Annotated in this window: 16 protein-coding genes; 9 read left to right on the forward strand and 7 right to left on the reverse strand. The window is 61.8% G+C overall.

What is annotated here, in order from left to right; genetic code table 11:
- Positions 1-351, reverse strand: coding sequence for a YraN family protein (locus K3136_RS01650; protein ID WP_221431198.1), 351 nt, complete (start codon positions 349-351; stop codon positions 1-3).
- A complete protein-coding gene (gene rsmI / locus K3136_RS01655) occupies positions 348-1,202 on the reverse strand; it encodes a 16S rRNA (cytidine(1402)-2'-O)-methyltransferase (protein ID WP_247711397.1) in 855 nt (284 codons plus the stop codon). Before rsmI ends, K3136_RS01650 begins: the two co-directional genes overlap by 4 nt.
- Before the next feature lie 37 nt (positions 1,203-1,239).
- Here rsmI and K3136_RS01660 point away from each other — a divergent pair, with 37 nt between their 5' ends.
- The 3 genes from K3136_RS01660 (at position 1,240) to K3136_RS01670 (ending at position 4,823) form a co-directional block, all read left to right on the forward strand.
- Complete coding sequence (locus K3136_RS01660; RefSeq protein WP_221431200.1) at positions 1,240-2,385, forward strand: penicillin-binding protein activator; 1,146 nt, start codon at positions 1,240-1,242, stop codon at positions 2,383-2,385.
- A gap of 61 nt (positions 2,386-2,446) precedes the next feature.
- Positions 2,447-4,438, forward strand: a complete 1,992-nt coding sequence (gene parE, locus K3136_RS01665; protein ID WP_221431201.1) for a DNA topoisomerase IV subunit B — start codon at positions 2,447-2,449, stop codon at positions 4,436-4,438.
- A complete protein-coding gene (locus K3136_RS01670; protein ID WP_221431202.1) occupies positions 4,431-4,823 on the forward strand; it encodes a hypothetical protein in 393 nt (130 codons plus the stop codon). The genes parE and K3136_RS01670 overlap by 8 nt, the downstream gene beginning before the upstream one ends.
- On the opposite strand, the gene K3136_RS01675 is transcribed toward K3136_RS01670, so the two are convergent.
- On the reverse strand, positions 4,820-6,049 hold the full coding sequence (locus K3136_RS01675; RefSeq protein ID WP_221431203.1) for a bifunctional alpha/beta hydrolase/OsmC family protein: 1,230 nt from the start codon (positions 6,047-6,049) through the stop codon (positions 4,820-4,822). The genes K3136_RS01670 and K3136_RS01675 overlap by 4 nt on opposite strands.
- A gap of 99 nt (positions 6,050-6,148) precedes the next feature.
- Between K3136_RS01675 and K3136_RS01680 the strand changes: the two genes are divergently transcribed.
- Positions 6,149-7,015, forward strand: coding sequence for an AAA family ATPase (locus tag K3136_RS01680; protein WP_221431204.1), 867 nt, complete (start codon positions 6,149-6,151; stop codon positions 7,013-7,015).
- Positions 7,016-7,092: 77 nt separating this feature from the next.
- Here the strand turns inward: K3136_RS01680 and K3136_RS01685 are convergent, their stop codons facing one another.
- Positions 7,093-8,493, reverse strand: coding sequence for a methyl-accepting chemotaxis protein (locus tag K3136_RS01685; RefSeq protein WP_221431205.1), 1,401 nt, complete (start codon positions 8,491-8,493; stop codon positions 7,093-7,095).
- Positions 8,494-8,653: 160 nt separating this feature from the next.
- On the opposite strand from K3136_RS01685, the gene K3136_RS01690 reads away from it, so the two are divergent.
- On the forward strand, positions 8,654-9,835 hold the full coding sequence (locus K3136_RS01690; protein ID WP_221431206.1) for a vWA domain-containing protein: 1,182 nt from the start codon (positions 8,654-8,656) through the stop codon (positions 9,833-9,835).
- Positions 9,836-9,889: 54 nt separating this feature from the next.
- On the opposite strand, the gene K3136_RS01695 is transcribed toward K3136_RS01690, so the two are convergent.
- Genes K3136_RS01695 through K3136_RS01705 form a run of 3 tightly spaced genes read right to left on the reverse strand, consistent with a single transcriptional unit; the run spans position 9,890 to position 12,433 of the window.
- A complete protein-coding gene (locus tag K3136_RS01695; RefSeq protein ID WP_221431207.1) occupies positions 9,890-10,678 on the reverse strand; it encodes an energy transducer TonB in 789 nt (262 codons plus the stop codon).
- Positions 10,679-10,691: 13 nt separating this feature from the next.
- The gene (locus K3136_RS01700) at positions 10,692-11,894 is read right to left on the reverse strand and encodes an exo-beta-N-acetylmuramidase NamZ family protein (RefSeq protein WP_221431208.1); all 1,203 of its coding nucleotides are present in this window, start codon (positions 11,892-11,894) and stop codon (positions 10,692-10,694) included.
- A complete protein-coding gene (locus tag K3136_RS01705; RefSeq protein WP_221431209.1) occupies positions 11,891-12,433 on the reverse strand; it encodes a DOMON-like domain-containing protein in 543 nt (180 codons plus the stop codon). Before K3136_RS01705 ends, K3136_RS01700 begins: the two co-directional genes overlap by 4 nt.
- Positions 12,434-12,465: 32 nt before the next feature.
- Between K3136_RS01705 and tyrS the strand changes: the two genes are divergently transcribed.
- From tyrS to cysK, 4 genes are all read left to right on the forward strand, one after another.
- Entirely contained in the window at positions 12,466-13,695 is a 1,230-nt protein-coding gene (gene tyrS, locus K3136_RS01710; protein ID WP_221431210.1) for a tyrosine--tRNA ligase, read from the forward strand.
- Positions 13,696-13,807: 112 nt separating this feature from the next.
- Positions 13,808-14,146, forward strand: coding sequence for a PilZ domain-containing protein (locus K3136_RS01715; protein ID WP_221431211.1), 339 nt, complete (start codon positions 13,808-13,810; stop codon positions 14,144-14,146).
- 74 nt (positions 14,147-14,220) lie between these two features.
- On the forward strand, positions 14,221-15,543 hold the full coding sequence (locus K3136_RS01720; RefSeq protein ID WP_221431212.1) for an MFS transporter: 1,323 nt from the start codon (positions 14,221-14,223) through the stop codon (positions 15,541-15,543).
- Positions 15,540-16,460: a cysteine synthase A gene (gene cysK, locus K3136_RS01725; RefSeq protein WP_221431213.1), complete on the forward strand. Its 921-nt coding sequence runs from the start codon at positions 15,540-15,542 to the stop codon at positions 16,458-16,460. Before K3136_RS01720 ends, cysK begins: the two co-directional genes overlap by 4 nt.
- The last annotated feature ends 99 nt before the right edge of the window (positions 16,461-16,559 follow it).

The raw sequence follows: 16,559 nt of genomic DNA on the forward strand, positions 1-16,559 counted from the left end.
TTATGGCTGCCAGGCGTTGGCGATGTGGCGAGGGAACGCGCCGGGCGCAAGAAGGATCACGTCGATCCGGAAATCCTCGCCTTGTGCAGCATAGCGATGTGCCACTGCTTCGGCTGCCGCCGCAACCCGCGAAAGCCGGTGCTGGTCGATCGCGTGATCGAGCTCTTCCTTGCGCTTGCGCCATTTCACCTCGACGAAGGCGACCAGCGATCCGCGCTTGGCCACAAGATCGATCTCTCCAGCGGGCGTCTTCACGCGATGGTCGAGGATCTGCCAGCCCTTGGCACGCAGCCACAAGGCGGCGCGCCGTTCGCCGTCACGGCCGCTCTGTTCGGCGATCTGCCGCTTCATTCAGCCCGGATTTCCATTGCGCGCGCATACAGCGTCTTGCGGTCGAGACCGGTTGCCTTGGCGACATGCCCCGCCGCCTGGCTTGCCTTCATCGTCTCGAGCGCTTCACGAAGCATCGCGTCGGCATCCGCATCGCTTGGCACTTCTTCGTCCGGTGGCCCGACGAGGAGCACGATCTCGCCCTTCGGCGGATTGGCGTCGTAATAGGCCATCAGCCCGTCAGCGAGCCCGCGGCGGCATTCCTCGTGCAGCTTGGTCAACTCGCGCGCCACGGCAATTTCCCGCTCGGGCATTACCTCCTTCAGGGCAGCCAGCGATTTGAGCAGGCGCGGACCGGTTTCGTAGAACACCAGCGTCGCATCGATAGCGGCCAGCTCCTGGAGCGTATCCTTTCGCGCCTTTTCCTTGCTTGGAAGGAAACCGGCAAAAAGGAAGCGGTCGTTCGGCAGGCCCGAAAGCGTCAGCCCAACGACTGCGGCGCACGCTCCCGGAAGGCTGGTCACGGGAATTCCCTCGCGGCGGCAGTCATTCACAAGCCGGTATCCCGGGTCGGAAATCATCGGAGTCCCGGCATCGGTGACAAGCGCAACCGCCCGCTCGCGCATCGACTCGACGAGCCTTTCGCGGTCCCGGTGCTCGCTATGGTCGTCGTAGCGCCACAGGGGCTTGGAGATGCCGAGATGTTTCATCAGCTTGCCCGTCACCCGCGTATCCTCGCAAGCGACACCATCGCAGCGCTTCAGGATATCGACAGCTCGAAGCGTTATATCTCCCAGATTGCCGATAGGGGTGGCAACCAGATAAAGACCGGGTGTAAGGCGCTCGGAAACGGAAGGTGTGTTGTCGCTCACCTTTCCTCCATGAACTACCAATGAGGGACGCGGCAAGATGAAGCGCGCATTTGTAAACCGGCGTAATCTGATGGTGGCGGCAGGGGCCGTTCTCCTGTCGGGCTGTTCGATCATTCCGAAGACCGCCGAGACGCCGGGTACCGGCACACCGACGCCCGAACCGAGCGCTACCACCCTCCCCGACGACGAACAGCGTCATCGCATCGCATTGCTCGTCCCGCTTTCCGGTTCGAACGGCGAGGTCGGCCAGTCGATCGCCAATGCGACAACCATGGCGATCCTCGACACCAATGCCGACAATCTCCGCATCACCACCTACGACACCTCGGGTGGCGCACGGGCGGCGGTGCGTGAAGCTCTTGCGGATGGGAATCGCCTGATCCTCGGCCCCCTCCTCGGCACCAATGTCGCCTCGGTCCGTGCCGAGACAGAAGGCTCGGCAGTGCCCATCATCAGTTTTTCGAACGATACGAGCATTGCCGGACCCGGGGTGTTCGTCATGGGTCACATCCCCGAACAGTCGATCGCGCGCAGCGTCGAATACGCCCGTTCCAAGGGCGCGCGCGACTTCGCCATCCTCGCTCCCGACGGTGACTATGGCAACCGGGCAGAGGCGGCACTGCGGACTGCGTTGACCGAATATGGCGGGCGCTACGTGACGGGTGAACGCTATGCCCGCACCAACACCTCGGTCGTGAGCGCGGCTGGACGCCTGAAGCAGCGCGGCGGGTTCGATTCCATCCTGATCGCCGATGGCGGTAGCAACTCGATCCGCGGCGCCGCTGCGGTGAAGACCGATGGCCTGCAAATCATCGGTACCGAGCGCTGGAGCGGAGACAGCGATGTGCTGCGTTCCCCGGCCCTGCGCGGTGCGATTTTTTCGTCCGTGATCGACAGCCGCTATGGCGGTTTCGTCACCAGCTACGAAGAACGGTTCGGTTCGCAGCCCTACCGTGTCGCGACGCTCGGCTACGATGCCGTCCTGCTGACCCTGCGGGCGGCGCGCGACTGGCGGGTCGGCCGGGAATTCCCGGTGAACGTGCTCTACCAGGCAGGCGGCTTCGACGGGATGGACGGTCCTTTCCGCTTCCAGCGCAACGGCGTGGTGGAACGGGCAATGGAAGTCCGCAAGGTCGGCAATGGCGATGTGACCATCGTTTCCCCGGCTCCTACCGGCTTTTGACAGGCGGATAACCTTGGCTGCCTTCTTGCAGCCTTCAGGGTGGGCGATATAGCCTGAACCCATGTCCGACGATCTGTTCGAAAACACGCCGACTTCTTCCGGCGACTATGACGCTTCTTCCATCGAGGTCCTCGAGGGGCTCGAGCCCGTGCGCCGTCGCCCGGGCATGTATATCGGCGGCACCGATGACCGCGCGCTGCACCATCTCGTCGCAGAAGTCCTCGACAACTCGATGGACGAGGCTGTTGCCGGCCATGCGAGCCGGATCGAGGTGAAGCTGGAAGAAGGCAACCGGATCACCATCGCCGACAACGGTCGCGGGATGCCGGTGGCTGAGCATCCGAAATATCCGGGCAAGTCGACGCTCGAGGTAATCCTCACCACGCTGCACTCGGGCGGCAAGTTCTCGGGCAAGGCCTATGCCACCAGCGGTGGCCTTCACGGTGTTGGCGTCAGCGTGGTCAACGCGCTGTCGGACTATACGCGGGTCGAGGTAGCCCGCGACAAGACGCTCTATGCGCAGGAATTTTCCAAGGGTGCGCCGACCGGCAAGATCGAGGAAATCGGCGCAGCGCCCAACCGGCGCGGCACGACCGTCACCTTCGTGCCCGACACCGAGATTTTCGGCGATCGCAAGTTTAATCCAAAGCGCCTCTTCAAACTCGCTCGATCCAAGGCGTACCTGTTCGCGGGCGTGGAAATCCGCTGGAAATGCGCCGAAAGTCTCGCGTCGGAAGACGTGCCCGCAGAAGCTGTCTTCAAATTCCCCGGCGGCCTTGCCGATCACCTCGCCGAGCAGTTGAACGGCCGCGAATGCGTCACTGCGCAGCCCTTTGCCGGCAAGCAGGAATTTCCCGCCAACGACGCCGGGCAGGAAATGGGCAGCGTCGAATGGGCGATCGCCTGGCCGCTCTATTCGGACGGTTCGACCAGCTGGTATTGTAACACCGTGCCTACCCCCGATGGCGGCACCCACGAACAGGGCCTGCGCGCCGCACTCACGAAAGGCCTGCGTGCCTTCGGCGAACTGACAGGTGCGAAGAAGGCCAAGGATCTGACCGCCGACGACATTATGGTCGGCGGCGACGTCATGCTCAGCGTCTTCATCCGCGATCCGCAGTTCCAGAGCCAGACCAAGGACCGCCTGACCTCACCCGAGGCCGCGCGCCTCGTCGAGAACGCGGTGCGCGATCACTTCGACCACTTCCTTTCCGACAACATGGACCGCGGCAAGGCGCTGCTGGGCCAGGTCTTGGAGCGGATGGACGAGCGCCTGCGCCGCAAGCAGGAACGCGAGATCAAGCGCAAGACGGCGACCAATGCCAAGAAGCTGCGCCTGCCCGGCAAGCTGACCGACTGTTCGGGCGATGGCGAGGGCGAGACCGAGCTCTTCATCGTAGAAGGCGATTCGGCAGGCGGCAGCGCCAAGCAGGCGCGCAACCGCAAGACGCAGGCGATCCTGCCGATCCGCGGCAAGATCCTCAACGTCGCGTCCGCCACCGCCGACAAGATCCGCGCCAACAGCGAAATCGCCGATCTGTCGCTCGCCATGGGCTGCGGAACGCGCAAGGAATGCGATCCGGAAAACCTTCGTTACGACCGCATCATCATCATGACCGACGCAGACGTCGACGGCGCGCATATCGCCACGCTGCTGATGACGTTCTTCTTCCAGGAAATGCCAGAAATCGTGCGCGGCGGGCATCTCTACCTCGCCCAGCCCCCGCTCTACCGCCTGACCGCGGGCAAGGAGAGCCGCTACGCCCGCGATGACGAGCATCGCAAGGAACTGGAAGAGACTGTCTTCAAAGGCAAGAAGGTCGACGTGGGTCGCTTCAAGGGCCTTGGCGAAATGAACCCGGCGCAGCTCCGCGAGACGACGATGGACCCGGAAACCCGCAGCCTCGTTCGCATCACGCTGCCGCAGGAATTCGAGCAGCGTGCGGTGGTGAAGGAACTGGTCGACCAGCTGATGGGCCGCAATCCGGAACACCGTTTCAACTTCATCCAGAACAATGCGGGCGACATGGACCGCGACATGATCGATGCCTGACGAGCGCGATTTGCCCGACGATGCCGAAGGTGCGCCCGAGGACAACGGCGAAGTCATGGCAGGCGACCGAAGGATCGCGCGCACCGACACCGCCCTGCCCGACTGGTATGTTTCGGACACGCATTACCGCCCGATCCCGATCGTCTGGTTCGCCGGCGCCCTGCTCATGCAGGTTATCGCGCAGCCGGTGCTGTTCGGTATAGGCTATGGCTTTCTGGGCCTGCCGCCGCTGGTCGTGGTTGCGATCTGCCTCGCCGCGAGCGGGCTGATCTGGCACTTCACCTACGAGCGCGGAATGTCCGAAGCGTCAGCGCCTTGGCGCTGGGCGACCGGCCTCATGCTGGCGTTCTTCTTCGCGATTATCGCAATGAGCCTGCTGAACTAGCCGCTGCCATCGCCGAGGGCGGTGTGCACATGGAGTTCACCCTCCAGAGTGCGGTGCACCGGGCATTTGTCTGCGATTTCAATAAGCCGGGCGCGCTGATCCTCGTCGAGATCGTCGCCGCGGATCGTGATCACCCGCTTGAGCGCCTGCATCTGGTTGCCTTGCTGCATCGCTTCCACATGGTCGCATTCGTCCTTGTGGTCGCGCTCGTGCGTGACCTCGACGCTTACACCCTCGAGGGGCCATTTCTTGCGGTCGGCATACATCTTCATGGTCATCGCCGTGCAGGTGCCTAGCGCTGCATTGAGCAGATCGTAGGGCGTCGGACCCGTGTCATCTCCGCCATAGCTCTTGGGCTCGTCGGCCACGAAGCGGTGGCTCTTGGTATGGACCTCGGTTCCGAACTTGCCGTTCCCGGTGCAGGCGACAATGCCATCTTCGGGCATCGGCCAGTCATCGCGTAGCGGCAGGTATCGGTGTGCCCAGCCTGCAATTACGCTGGCGACGAACCGTGCGTCTTCCTCGCGTAGCAGCAGGTGATCGGCGCCTTCGAGGCTGACGAAGCTTTTCGGGTGTTTCGCTGCCTGGAACAGCGCGCTGGCGTGCTCGATTCCGACGATCTGGTCGATCGGCGAGTGAAGGAACATGAGCGGCTTGCGGATACGGCCTACTTCGGCGAGCAGGTCGGTGTTCTCGACCTTTTCGATGAATTCGCGGCCAATCGTGAATTGGCGGCCGCCGATGCGCACCTCGCCCTCCCCCTGCTGGCGGATGGTTTCGATATCGCCGTCAATGTTGTCGAGCACGTGCGGCACATCGGAGGGCGTACCGATGGTCGCAATCGCTGCGATCCTGTCGAATCCCAGGTCATCCGCGGCGGCAAGGACGGCAGCACCGCCCAAGCTATGCCCGATCAGCAGGATCGGCTGCGCGAAGCGGTGGATCAGGTCCTCAGCGGCAGCAGCGAGGTCCGAGACATCGGCGGCAAAGCCGGCTCGCCCGAAATCTCCGCCGCTTCCACCAAGGCCGGTAAAGTCGAACCGCATGGTCGCAATGCCTTCGGCCGCAAGTGCCCGCGACACGGCAACCGCCGCCTTGCTGTTCTTCGTACAGGTGAAGCAATGCGCGAACAGCGCAGCGCCGCGCACGAGACCTGTCGGAAGTTCGAGCGAGCCGGTCAGTTCGTGTCCGGCGCCGGTGCTGATGGTGATGTTTTCGGTCGGCATGGTCCCTCGTTCGGTAAGGCGGCTGTCAGAGTTACAACGCCCCCTTGCCCTTCGCGTGCCCGCACCCTAACGCTTGCGTCAAGTTGCAAGGGAAAACCGATGTCCGACACTACTGCCGAACAGACCCGTTTCGAAGGCACCCAATCCTATATCGCCACCGAAGACCTGAAGGTCGCGGTGAACGCTGCAGTGCTCTTGCGCCGCCCGCTGCTGGTGAAGGGCGAGCCCGGCACCGGCAAGACCGTGCTGGCGCATGAGATCTCCAAGGCACTCGATGCCCCGCTGATCGAATGGAATGTCAAGTCGACGACCAAGGCGCAGCAGGGCCTCTACGAATATGATGCGGTGGCCCGCCTGCGCGACGGCCAGCTCGGCGACGAGCGCGTCCATGACATCTCGAACTACATCAAGAAGGGCAAGCTGTGGGAAGCCTTCACTTCCGAACAGCTCCCGGTCCTGCTGATCGACGAGATCGACAAGGCCGATATCGAGTTTCCGAACGACCTCCTGCAGGAACTCGATCGCATGAGCTTCGACGTCTACGAGACGCACACCCGCATCGAGGCGAAAGAGCGCCCGATCGTCGTGATCACATCGAACAATGAAAAGGAACTGCCCGACGCATTCCTGCGCCGCTGTTTCTTCCACTACATCAAGTTCCCCGATCGCGACACGATGCGCGAGATCATCGATGTTCACTACCCGGGCATCCAGAAGACCCTCGTCACCAAGGCGATGGAAACCTTTTACGAGCTGCGCGACGTGCCCGGCCTCAAGAAGAAGCCAAGCACGAGCGAACTTCTCGACTGGCTCAAGCTGCTCCTCAACGAGGACATGCCGCTGGAAGTCCTGCAGGACAGCAATCCGAACAGCGCGATCCCGCCGCTGCACGGCGCATTGCTCAAGAACGAGCAGGACGTGATGATGTTCGAACGCCTCGCTTTCATGGCGCGTCGCCAGACCTGATCCAGCGATCATCGATACGAAAAGGGCCGGAAAGCGACTTGGTGCTTTCCGGCCCTTTTGCTTGGGGAATTCCGTAATCAGCCGAAGCTGTAGGCGAGTTCGAAATCGCCCCAGCGGCGGCCCTTGATCGTGACCGGAACGTAGACGTTGCGGACCACCCGATAGGTGCGACCGTCGTTTTCCTGACGGTACACGGCCATCATGTAGGGAGCCTGGCTTTCCTTGGCGCGCTGGTCGATCGTGTCGAGGATCATGCGACCGTTGCGAACGAACTTTGTGTCGTGGTCGATATCGCCGGTCGGCTTCTGCGAGCACTTGCTCAAGTGCGTCGGCAGGTAGCCCTTCATGTCGGTACATGCTGCGGCCATCACGCGAGGATCGCCCTCGGCTGCCCCGTCGAGCACGGCGCGCCAGTTGTCATGCGCCCAGTCCATCAAGCCGGTGCGATAACGCTTCGGATTGCTTCCCGGGATTTCGACGTAGTTCTGGTCGAACAGCTGGTCGAGCGTGAGCCTGCCGTCGGCGATTGCCTGTTCGGCCAGCTCCTCGACCTCCCGCGCACGCTTCTGTGCTGCTTCGACCATGGCGCTGTCCTGCGGCGAGAGGCCGGCCTGGACTATGCGGTCGAACATTTCGCTGGCGGTGAGTTCGAGTTCCTCGATCCGCTCGTGTGCGGTCTCCAGACGCTGTTCGTTCTCGTTGGCGGCCCGGTCGTAGCTTTCAAGCACGTTGGAAACACGGTCGACGTGTTCGGTCATCATGCCCGTTGCACGGGTGATCTGGTCATTCTGCTGATCGACTTCCTCGACCAGCTGGCTGACGCCGGCGATCGTTGCATCGATGCTCGCGACCGAGGTCTTGGCCTCGTTCGATGCCTTGGCGCCTGCTTCGATCCGTTCAATCACGGTCGATGCTTCGGAGCCCAGCGTCTCGATAACGTCCGAGATCTCGTCCGTCGCCTTGCGGGTTTCTCCGGCAAGCGTCTTCACCTCGTTCGCCACGACCGCGAAGGTCCTGCCGGCTTCACCTGCACGCATCGCTTCGATGGTCGCGTTCAGGGCGAGGATGTTGGTGGTTTCTGCAATCTGCTCGATATCCTGCGAACAGCGCTTCACCTGGTCCATCGCGGCGGCAAAGCCGGTGACGTGGGTGGCAAGCGTTTCGACAAGATCGAGCAGGTCGGTGATCTGCTGGAGTGACGACTGGATCTGGCTGGTGCCCTGCCCCAGGCGCTCGATGGCCCGTGCGGAAAGGATGCGCGCTTCATCGCTGGCTTCGGCGACCTTGCGCTGGTCCGCCTCCAGTTCCTTCACGGTACCCTGAAGTTCGATATGCTCGGCGCGCAGGACGCCCGAGCTGTCGATCACGGCCTGTACGATACCTGCGACATCCGAGCAGCCGACGGTTACCTTGCCGCAAGCCTCGGGAATTTTGTCCAGGGCCGATGCTCCCCGCGCATCGATCGCATTCAGTTCCATATTCGCGGACCCCCTTTGGTCTTTTGCAGCGTGGTCACTACGGAATAATGGTTACCGAGCGCTTAAGACTGTCGGAAATTTACAGCAGCGGGCTGTTCGCCAGACGGCAAGTTGCAGATTGCCACTGGCCTCGCGGCCTCGGATTGCTTAGTGAGAGTTCATGTTTTTCAACTTCGTCGATGAACTGCGCGCCGCGGGCATCCCCGCCAGCTTCAAGGAGCACCTCACCCTGCTGGAGGCGCTCGACAAGGAAGTGATCGGCCAGTCGCCCGAGAGCTTCTACTACCTATCGCGCGCGACCTTCGTGAAAGACGAGGGGCTGCTGGATCGTTTCGACCAGGTTTTCTCCAAGGTCTTCAAGGGCATAATGACCGATTACGGCCAGAACCCGGTCGACATTCCGGAAGACTGGCTGAAGGCAGTGGCCGAAAAATTCCTCTCCGAAGAAGAGATGGAGAAGATCAAGAGCCTGGGCGACTGGGACGAGATCATGGAGACGCTCAAGAAGCGGCTCGAAGAACAGGAAAAGCGCCACCAGGGCGGCAACAAGTGGGTCGGCACGGGGGGCACGTCACCCTTCGGCAATTCGGGCTACAACCCGGAAGGCGTGCGGATCGGCGGCGAAAGCAGGCACAAGCGCGCCATCAAGGTGTGGGACAAGCGCGAGTTCAAGAACCTCGACAACACCAAGGAACTGGGCACGCGCAACATCAAGATGGCGCTCCGCCGCCTGCGCCGCTTCGCGCGAGAGGGTGCAGCCGACCAGCTCGATCTCGATGCGACCATCGACGGTACGGCAAAGCAGGGCTGGCTCGACATCCATATGCGTCCCGAGCGGCGCAACGCCGTGAAGCTGCTGCTGTTTCTCGATGTCGGCGGTTCGATGGATCCCTTCATCAAAATCACGGAAGAGCTGTTCAGCGCCGCGACCACCGAGTTCAAGAACCTCGAGTTCTTCTACTTCCACAACTGCCTTTACGAAGGCGTGTGGAAGGACAACCGCCGCCGCTGGCAGGAGCGCACCAAGACCTGGGATATCCTCCACAAGTACGGGCATGACTACAAGGTCGTCTTCGTCGGCGATGCTGCGATGAGCCCCTACGAGATCACTCATCCCGGCGGCAGTGTCGAGCATATGAACGAGGAAGCTGGTGCCACGTGGATGCAGCGTGTGGTCAACACCTATCCCGCGACCGTCTGGCTCAACCCCGTACCTGAAAAGCAGTGGGGCTATTCCCAGTCGACCAAGGTGATGAAGCGGATCGTGAACGACCGCATGTACCCGCTCACTCTCGACGGATTGGACGACGCGATGCGCGAATTGAGCCGCAAGCAGGGATAAGCGGCGCGATCCGATCTAGCTGTCTCACACGACCATGAGGCCCAATGATCACAGCTAACTTGGCAAAGACCACCTGATCGGTACCCGGAACCGCGCACCACGCTGGTCGCTGCCGTCGTCCAGCTTGCTGCTGATCCGAGCGTTCCGGAAGAAGCGCTTTGTGGCTGCGGCGAAAATGCCATGGGCTTCAGGAACGGTGAAGTCGATCGATCTGCAAATAACCGAGGTGTCCATCTGGATCTGACACTCGAGAGTTTGAACGCCTGAAAGCCCTCTCCGGAGTGCCCGCGCCGGATAGGACAGGTGCTTGTACTCGTCAGTTATGTAATCGAGGAACTGTTTGTGATCGACCAACGGCCCGGAGGTGAGGTCGATCGGGCCGCTCGATACCTCAGGCACCGCGAGGTCGAATTCGACAAAACGATAGAATTCCCACTTGTCGCCGCTCTGCTCCCCAAGGGGGCGAAATGCCGGCAGGCCAACCAGACGTTCCTCGAACTTCGGAACGCGGATGACCGCCAGGATGTTCGGCTCCTCGCTCTCGCTGGGCGAACAGGTGTAGGGCGTAACTTGCCCGTCAGCCCCCAATCGACAGCGCATCCTGACGGTATGTGCCGCGATGCTCCCGCCATTAGCTCCGAACATGCTGTACATGTCGGCGACCGTCAGATGGTCGAGCGATAGCTGCTGCTCGTCGGCCGTAAAGGTTTGCTTAAAGATGCGATCGCCCGGAGCTTCGCCCTTCGATTCCAAGATCGGCGGCTCGCCGTGCTCGGCCACGGGTTGGCCAGCTGTCGCAGAAGATGCCGCTAAAATCGGGACTAGTGTGACGAATATTTTCATCGAAGTGCTGCCCTCACCCGTAGATCAAATGCGGCGCAATTGTTTCGCGCCATTCCTGTTCGTCGGTGCTGGCGATCGCTTCCAGATCACCCGGTTCGGCCTCGCTGTCGTCGACCCAGTCGCGCAGTGATGAACCGCCGTTGATGACATCGATAGCGAGCCGGTCGAACTCGTATTCGTAGGGGAAATCGCGCCAGATTTCGTAATCGGGATAGAGCTTGCGGATCGCCTTGAAGGCCAGCGCCTGGAGACGCCACGGCTTGAATTCGTGGTGATCGTAGAACGGGCCTTCTGCGTGAATCATCAACCCGTTACACAGCGTACCTGCGTGTTTATGGAAGGTCGGCTCGAACCAGCATTCGCGCAAATGACAGCCGCGCAGCCACACCGGTGACATGGCTTTCATCTCTGCCAGCACTGCGCCCGCATCGATATCGGGCGCACCAAACAGGATTTCGAGCGGGCGTGTCGTTCCCCTCCCCTCGCTCAGCGTCGTGCCTTCGAGCATGACGGTCCCGGCATAGGCCCGCGCCATGTTGAGGCTTGCGGCATTGGGGCTCGGATTGATCCAGACGCGATCTTCGGGCCATCCGTAACCGGGCGACTTGCCCGGCTTCCAGCCTTCCATCTCGATCACCCGGTAATCGACGTCGAGCTTGAAATGGTCGACGAACCAGTGGCCCATCTCGCCCATGGTCATCCCGTGACGCATGGTCATCGGAGCCGCGCCGACGAAACTTTCCTGCCCGGGCAGCAGCAGCGTTCCCTCCACCGGGCCGCCCGCGGGGTTCGGCCGGTCCAGCACCCACACAGACTTGCCCGCCTTCTCAGCTTCCTGGAGCAGGTAAAGCAGTGTCGTGACGAAAGTGTAGATCCGGCAGCCGAGGTCCTGGAGGTCATACAGGAACACGTCCGCCGTCGACATGGACTGGCCGGTGGGCCGGCGCACTTCACCGTACAGGCTGAAAACGGGAATGTCGTAGCGCGGATCGATCTCGTCCGTCGTCTCGACCATGTTGTCCTGCTTGTCGCCCTTGAGACCGTGCTGCGGTCCGAAGGCCGAGGTGACGTTCACCCCCTTTGCGATCAGGGCATCCAGCGAATGATCAAGCTGGGCGGTGACAGAAGCCGGATGGGCGACAAGAGATACACGTTTCCCCTCTAATGGGGCGCGCAGATCGTCTTGGGTGAGAAGGCGGTCGATACCGAATTTCATGCAGCGCTCGGTGCCGCAAGCTGGACGGTGAAGCAAGCCGGATCGTGGAAATCGGGTTGCTCCTGTGGATGACAGAGCGCCCAGAAGCTCTTGATACCACCCTCTTCTTCCAGAACGCAGGTCAAACCGGCCTCGCATTCTTCGACCGGAATAGCGCCTGCGGGAATGGCAGCATCGAAGATCGCGAAACTGCTGCCCTTCCGCATGGTGCAGTCCGGCTCGCGCGGCGATGGACGGTTTTCCATGCCGTCGCGATAGGAAGAGAAATCATACGCCGCCCAGCGCTCCGATGGAGAGAGGTTGAACTCGCTATAGGCGTCGCCACCGCGCGGCATCAGGAAGAGTTCGAAGCACGTCGCGCGCCAGAGCTCGTCCGCCCTTCCCTTACCGGCAAATGCCGGAACCACCAGCTTCGCCGCTCCATCGATACGCCAGCGCAGGCGAAGCCAGTTTGCATCGCGCGAAATGATGCTCGCATGGACCTTCGACACCTCCAACGGCGGATAGGCAGGATGCACTACCAGTTCATGCGTTTCCAATTGCGAATCCCCATGCTAGCGGGCGCTTCATCATGAGCACCTACAAATCCGAACTCCTGCGTCTGCTCGAACAGCGCGGCTATATCCATCAGATTACCGATGCGGAAGGACTAGACGCCCTTGCCGCGCGGCAGGTCGTGCCCGGCTATATCGGCTTCGATGCCACTGCGCCCAGCCTTCACGTGGGTAGCCTCGTGCAAATCATGATGCTGCGCCGCCTGCAGCAGGCCGGTCACAAGCCGATCGTGGTGATGGGCGGCGGGACGACCAAGGTCGGCGATCCTTCCGGCAAGGACGAAAGCCGCAAGATGCTCACCGATGACGATATCGATGCCAACATCGCCGGTATCCGTAAGGTCTTCGAACGCCTGCTGACCTTCGGCGACGGTCCGACCGATGCCGTAATGGTCAACAATGACGAATGGCTCAGCCAGCTCGGCTACATCGAACTGCTGCGCGATGTCGGCCCGCATTTCACGGTCAACCGGATGCTGACCTTCGATTCGGTGAAACTGCGGCTTGATCGCGAACAGCCGCTGACTTTCCTCGAATTCAACTACATGATCCTGCAAGCGTACGACTTCCGCGAGTTGGCGCAGCGTTATGATTGCCGCCTGCAGATGGGCGGAAGCGACCAGTGGGGCAATATCGTCAACGGCATGGAACTCGCCCGCAGGATGGACGGGCGCGAGCTCTTCGGCCTCACCACGCCGCTGCTGACCACCGCCGACGGCGCCAAGATGGGCAAGACGGCTGCGGGTGCAGTCTGGCTGAATGATGCGCAGCTGCCGAGTTACGATTTCTGGCAGTACTGGCGCAATGTCGACGACCGCGACGTGGGCCGCTTCCTGCGCCTCTTTACCGACCTGCCGCTCGACGAGATCGCACGCCTCGAAGCGCTCGAGGGTGCGGATATCAACCAGGCCAAGACAGTCCTCGCGAACGAGGTCACCGCGCTGGTCCGTGGCCGCGAGGCTGCCGAGACGGCGGAGAAGACCGCTGCGGAAACATTCGCCGGCGGCGGTGCCGGTGAAGACCTCCCCTCGCTCGAGGTGGGTGCCGAAGGCATGCGTATCGGCGCGGTGCTGACCGGGCTCGGCTTTTGCTCTTCCGGCAAGGAGGCAAAACGCAAGCTGGCAGAAAATGCAGTGAAGCTCGATGGCGAAACCGTCACCGATCCCGGCTATCTGGTCGAGGTGCCCAAAGGCGGTGAAACCAAGCTTTCCCTTGGCAAGAAGAAGCACGCGATTATCCGGCGATGACAAGCGCTTGGTTAACCCTTTTGCGAAAATCTGACCGAGCGGTTTACCAATTATCAGCCTTTGTGCGGCAATAAGTGGCGGGTCACGAGAACATTAAAAGGGTTCACACCGCATGAGCGCCGGAGCACAACTCAGCGTAACCGACCAGCGCCGGATGGCGCGCCACCCGGTCGACCACCCCGTCATTGCCGAGCATTTCGGCAAGGGCGACATGCGCATGCATATCGCGAATATCTCTGCCAACGGTTTCATGATCGACGATGCGCAGTCGATCAATCGTGGCGAGCGTATCGTGGTTCGACTGCCGGTCATCGGCCGTATCGAGGCATATTGCATCTGGTGCCGCGACAATCGCGCAGGCTTCCAGTTCGAACGCATTATCCGCGTCGACGATTTCCTGTCGCTGATCGACACGATCCAGCCCAATCCGCGCTTGCGGAAGATGCGCTGACAGCCAACATTCGTTTCTGAACGAAAAAGCAGGCGTCTCTTCACAACCGAAGGGGCGCCTGTCATGCGTCTGGCGTGAATTCCGCAGCCGAACCCTCGCCCGACACATCGCCGCGCCAACATCCCTTGGGCATAGCGAACTTCCGCGCCTACTGGGTCGCGCGACTGACCATGACACTGGCCCAATATGCGATGATGCTGATCATCGGCTGGCAAACCTACAATATCGCGCGCGATGGCGGCATGGGAGTGGCCGAGGCGTCGGGCCAGCTCGCCCTGATCGGCTTGCTCCAATTCGTCCCGCTTTTCCTGCTGACGCCGTTTTCGGGCTGGGCCGCCGACCATTTCGACAGGCGCAATCTGGGCCGTCTGACCGTCATGCTGCAAATGATCTGCGCGGCCTTGCTGGCATGGCTGACATGGACCGAGCAGGTGGCGCTGACGTGGATCTTCGGCATCGCAATCCTGCTGGGGATCGCACGGGCCTTTGCCGGACCTGCGCTCTCCGCCCTCGCCCCCAACCTCGTTCCCAAGTCGATCCTGCCCAATGCGATCGCACTGTCGAGCATCTCGTGGCAGGTGGGGATGATCGTCGGTCCTGCGCTGGGCGGTTATCTCTACGCCCTTGTTCCGGCGCTTCCCTACATTGCTGCCTTCGCGCTGTTTGTGGTGTCGATCACCTCGCTCTCGTTCATCGGCAAGGTGCCTCAACCGCCCCGCCCCCAGAACCAGCGCCCGATCCACGCCATGGTCGAGGGCCTGCGCTACGTGGTGAAGACCAAGATGGTGCTCGGCGCGATCACGCTGGACCTGTTCGCCGTGTTCCTCGCTGGGGCCACCGCGCTGTTCCCCGTATATGCTCGTGATATTCTCGAGGTTGGCGAGACCGGCCTGGCGCAGCTGGCAATGGCACCGGCCGTCGGCGCTGCGCTCACCGCGCTGTATTTCTCGTTCAAGCCACTCAAGACCAATGTCGGCCCGAAGATGCTTTGGGCTGTCGCGATATTCGGACTCGCGACCATCGTGTTCGGCTTTTCGACTTCGATGCCGCTCAGCCTCGCGATGCTCTTCATCGTCGGTGCGGCGGACATGTTCAGCGTCTATATCCGCCAGTCGCTGATCCAACTTCACACACCCGACGACAAGCGCGGCCGCGTGTCTTCGGTCAGCCTGCTTACGATCAGCGCTTCCAACGAATTCGGCGACTTCTTTTCCGGGAGCCTCGCATATGCGATAGGTCCTGTTGCAGCCGTCGTCAGCGGCGGTGCGGGCGCGATCGCGACGGTCGCCTTGTGGAGCCGGGTTTTTCCTGTGCTGCGCACGACGCGGACCTTCGATCCGCCCGATGAATTGGTAGAAGAGACCCCAGAGAATAAACTGCAGGAGCAGATCCCATGAAAGCCCAGTCCGTCCTCGAAACCATCGGCGGCACCCCGCACATCCGCGTCTCGCGCCTGTTCCCGGATCACGAGGTCTGGGTGAAGAGCGAGCGCGCCAATCCGGGCGGCTCGATCAAGGACCGCATCGGCCTTGCCATGGTCGAAGATGCGGAGAAATCAGGCAAGCTCAAGCCGGGTGGCACTATCATCGAGCCGACCAGCGGCAACACCGGGATCGGCCTCGCCATGGCCGCCGCCGTCAAGGGCTACAAGCTCGTGCTGGTCATGCCCGAAAGCATGAGCCTCGAACGCCGCCGCCTGATGCTGGCCTATGGCGCGACCTTCGACCTCACGCCCAAGGAAAAGGGCATGAAGGGCGCGATCGAACGTGCGCAGGAACTGGTCGAGCAGACCGAGGGCGCATGGATGCCGAGCCAGTTCGACAATCCTTCGAATTACGAGGTGCACAAGCGCACCACGGCCAAGGAAATCCTCGCCGATTTCGCCGACAGCCCGATCGACGTGATGATCACGGGCGTGGGCACCGGCGGTCACCTCACCGGCTGCGCCGAAGTGCTCAAGGAATCGTGGAGCGACATGAAGGCCTATGCGGTCGAACCCACGCTCTCCCCTGTCATCAGCGGCGGCCAGCCCGGTCCGCACCCGATCCAGGGTATCGGTGCCGGGTTCCTGCCGGCAAACCTGCACACCCAGGCAATCGACGGTGCGATCCAGGTCGAACCTGAGGATGCCAAGGAATGGGCGCGCCGTTGCGCGGCAGAGGAAGGGCTTCTTATCGGCATCTCGAGCGGCGCGACGCTCGCGGCCATCGCCAAGAAGCTGCCCGAACTACCCGCCGGTTCGCGGGTCATGGGCTTCAATTACGATACGGGCGAGCGTTACCTGTCGGTGCCGGATTTCCTTCCGACCGAATAGAAACGTTTTCTACGAACGGTCGTCATCCGACCACCAAGGTATTGGCAGCCCCTCCTTTTTCTCGCTAACCCATTGAAGGTTAGGGAACTGGGAGGGACT

The organism is Qipengyuania gelatinilytica (genome assembly GCF_019711315.1).
GTDB classification, from domain to species: Bacteria; Pseudomonadota; Alphaproteobacteria; order Sphingomonadales; family Sphingomonadaceae; genus Qipengyuania; species Qipengyuania gelatinilytica.

Bases quoted from the DNA above. Each gene is read 5' to 3' on its own strand.
- K3136_RS01695 (WP_221431207.1), bottom strand. From the start codon at position 10,678: ATGAAAATATTCGTCACACTAGTCCCGATTTTAGCGGCATCTTCTGCG.
- tyrS (WP_221431210.1), top strand. From the start codon at position 12,466: ATGAGCACCTACAAATCCGAACTCCTGCGTCTGCTCGAACAGCGCGGC.
- parE (WP_221431201.1), top strand. From the start codon at position 2,447: ATGTCCGACGATCTGTTCGAAAACACGCCGACTTCTTCCGGCGACTAT.
- K3136_RS01660 (WP_221431200.1), top strand. From the start codon at position 1,240: ATGAAGCGCGCATTTGTAAACCGGCGTAATCTGATGGTGGCGGCAGGG.
- K3136_RS01675 (WP_221431203.1), bottom strand. From the start codon at position 6,049: ATGCCGACCGAAAACATCACCATCAGCACCGGCGCCGGACACGAACTG.
- K3136_RS01690 (WP_221431206.1), top strand. From the start codon at position 8,654: ATGTTTTTCAACTTCGTCGATGAACTGCGCGCCGCGGGCATCCCCGCC.
- K3136_RS01670 (WP_221431202.1), top strand. From the start codon at position 4,431: ATGCCTGACGAGCGCGATTTGCCCGACGATGCCGAAGGTGCGCCCGAG.
- cysK (WP_221431213.1), top strand. From the start codon at position 15,540: ATGAAAGCCCAGTCCGTCCTCGAAACCATCGGCGGCACCCCGCACATC.
- K3136_RS01680 (WP_221431204.1), top strand. From the start codon at position 6,149: ATGTCCGACACTACTGCCGAACAGACCCGTTTCGAAGGCACCCAATCC.
- K3136_RS01685 (WP_221431205.1), bottom strand. From the start codon at position 8,493: ATGGAACTGAATGCGATCGATGCGCGGGGAGCATCGGCCCTGGACAAA.
- K3136_RS01715 (WP_221431211.1), top strand. From the start codon at position 13,808: ATGAGCGCCGGAGCACAACTCAGCGTAACCGACCAGCGCCGGATGGCG.
- K3136_RS01650 (WP_221431198.1), bottom strand. From the start codon at position 351: ATGAAGCGGCAGATCGCCGAACAGAGCGGCCGTGACGGCGAACGGCGC.
- K3136_RS01700 (WP_221431208.1), bottom strand. From the start codon at position 11,894: ATGAAATTCGGTATCGACCGCCTTCTCACCCAAGACGATCTGCGCGCC.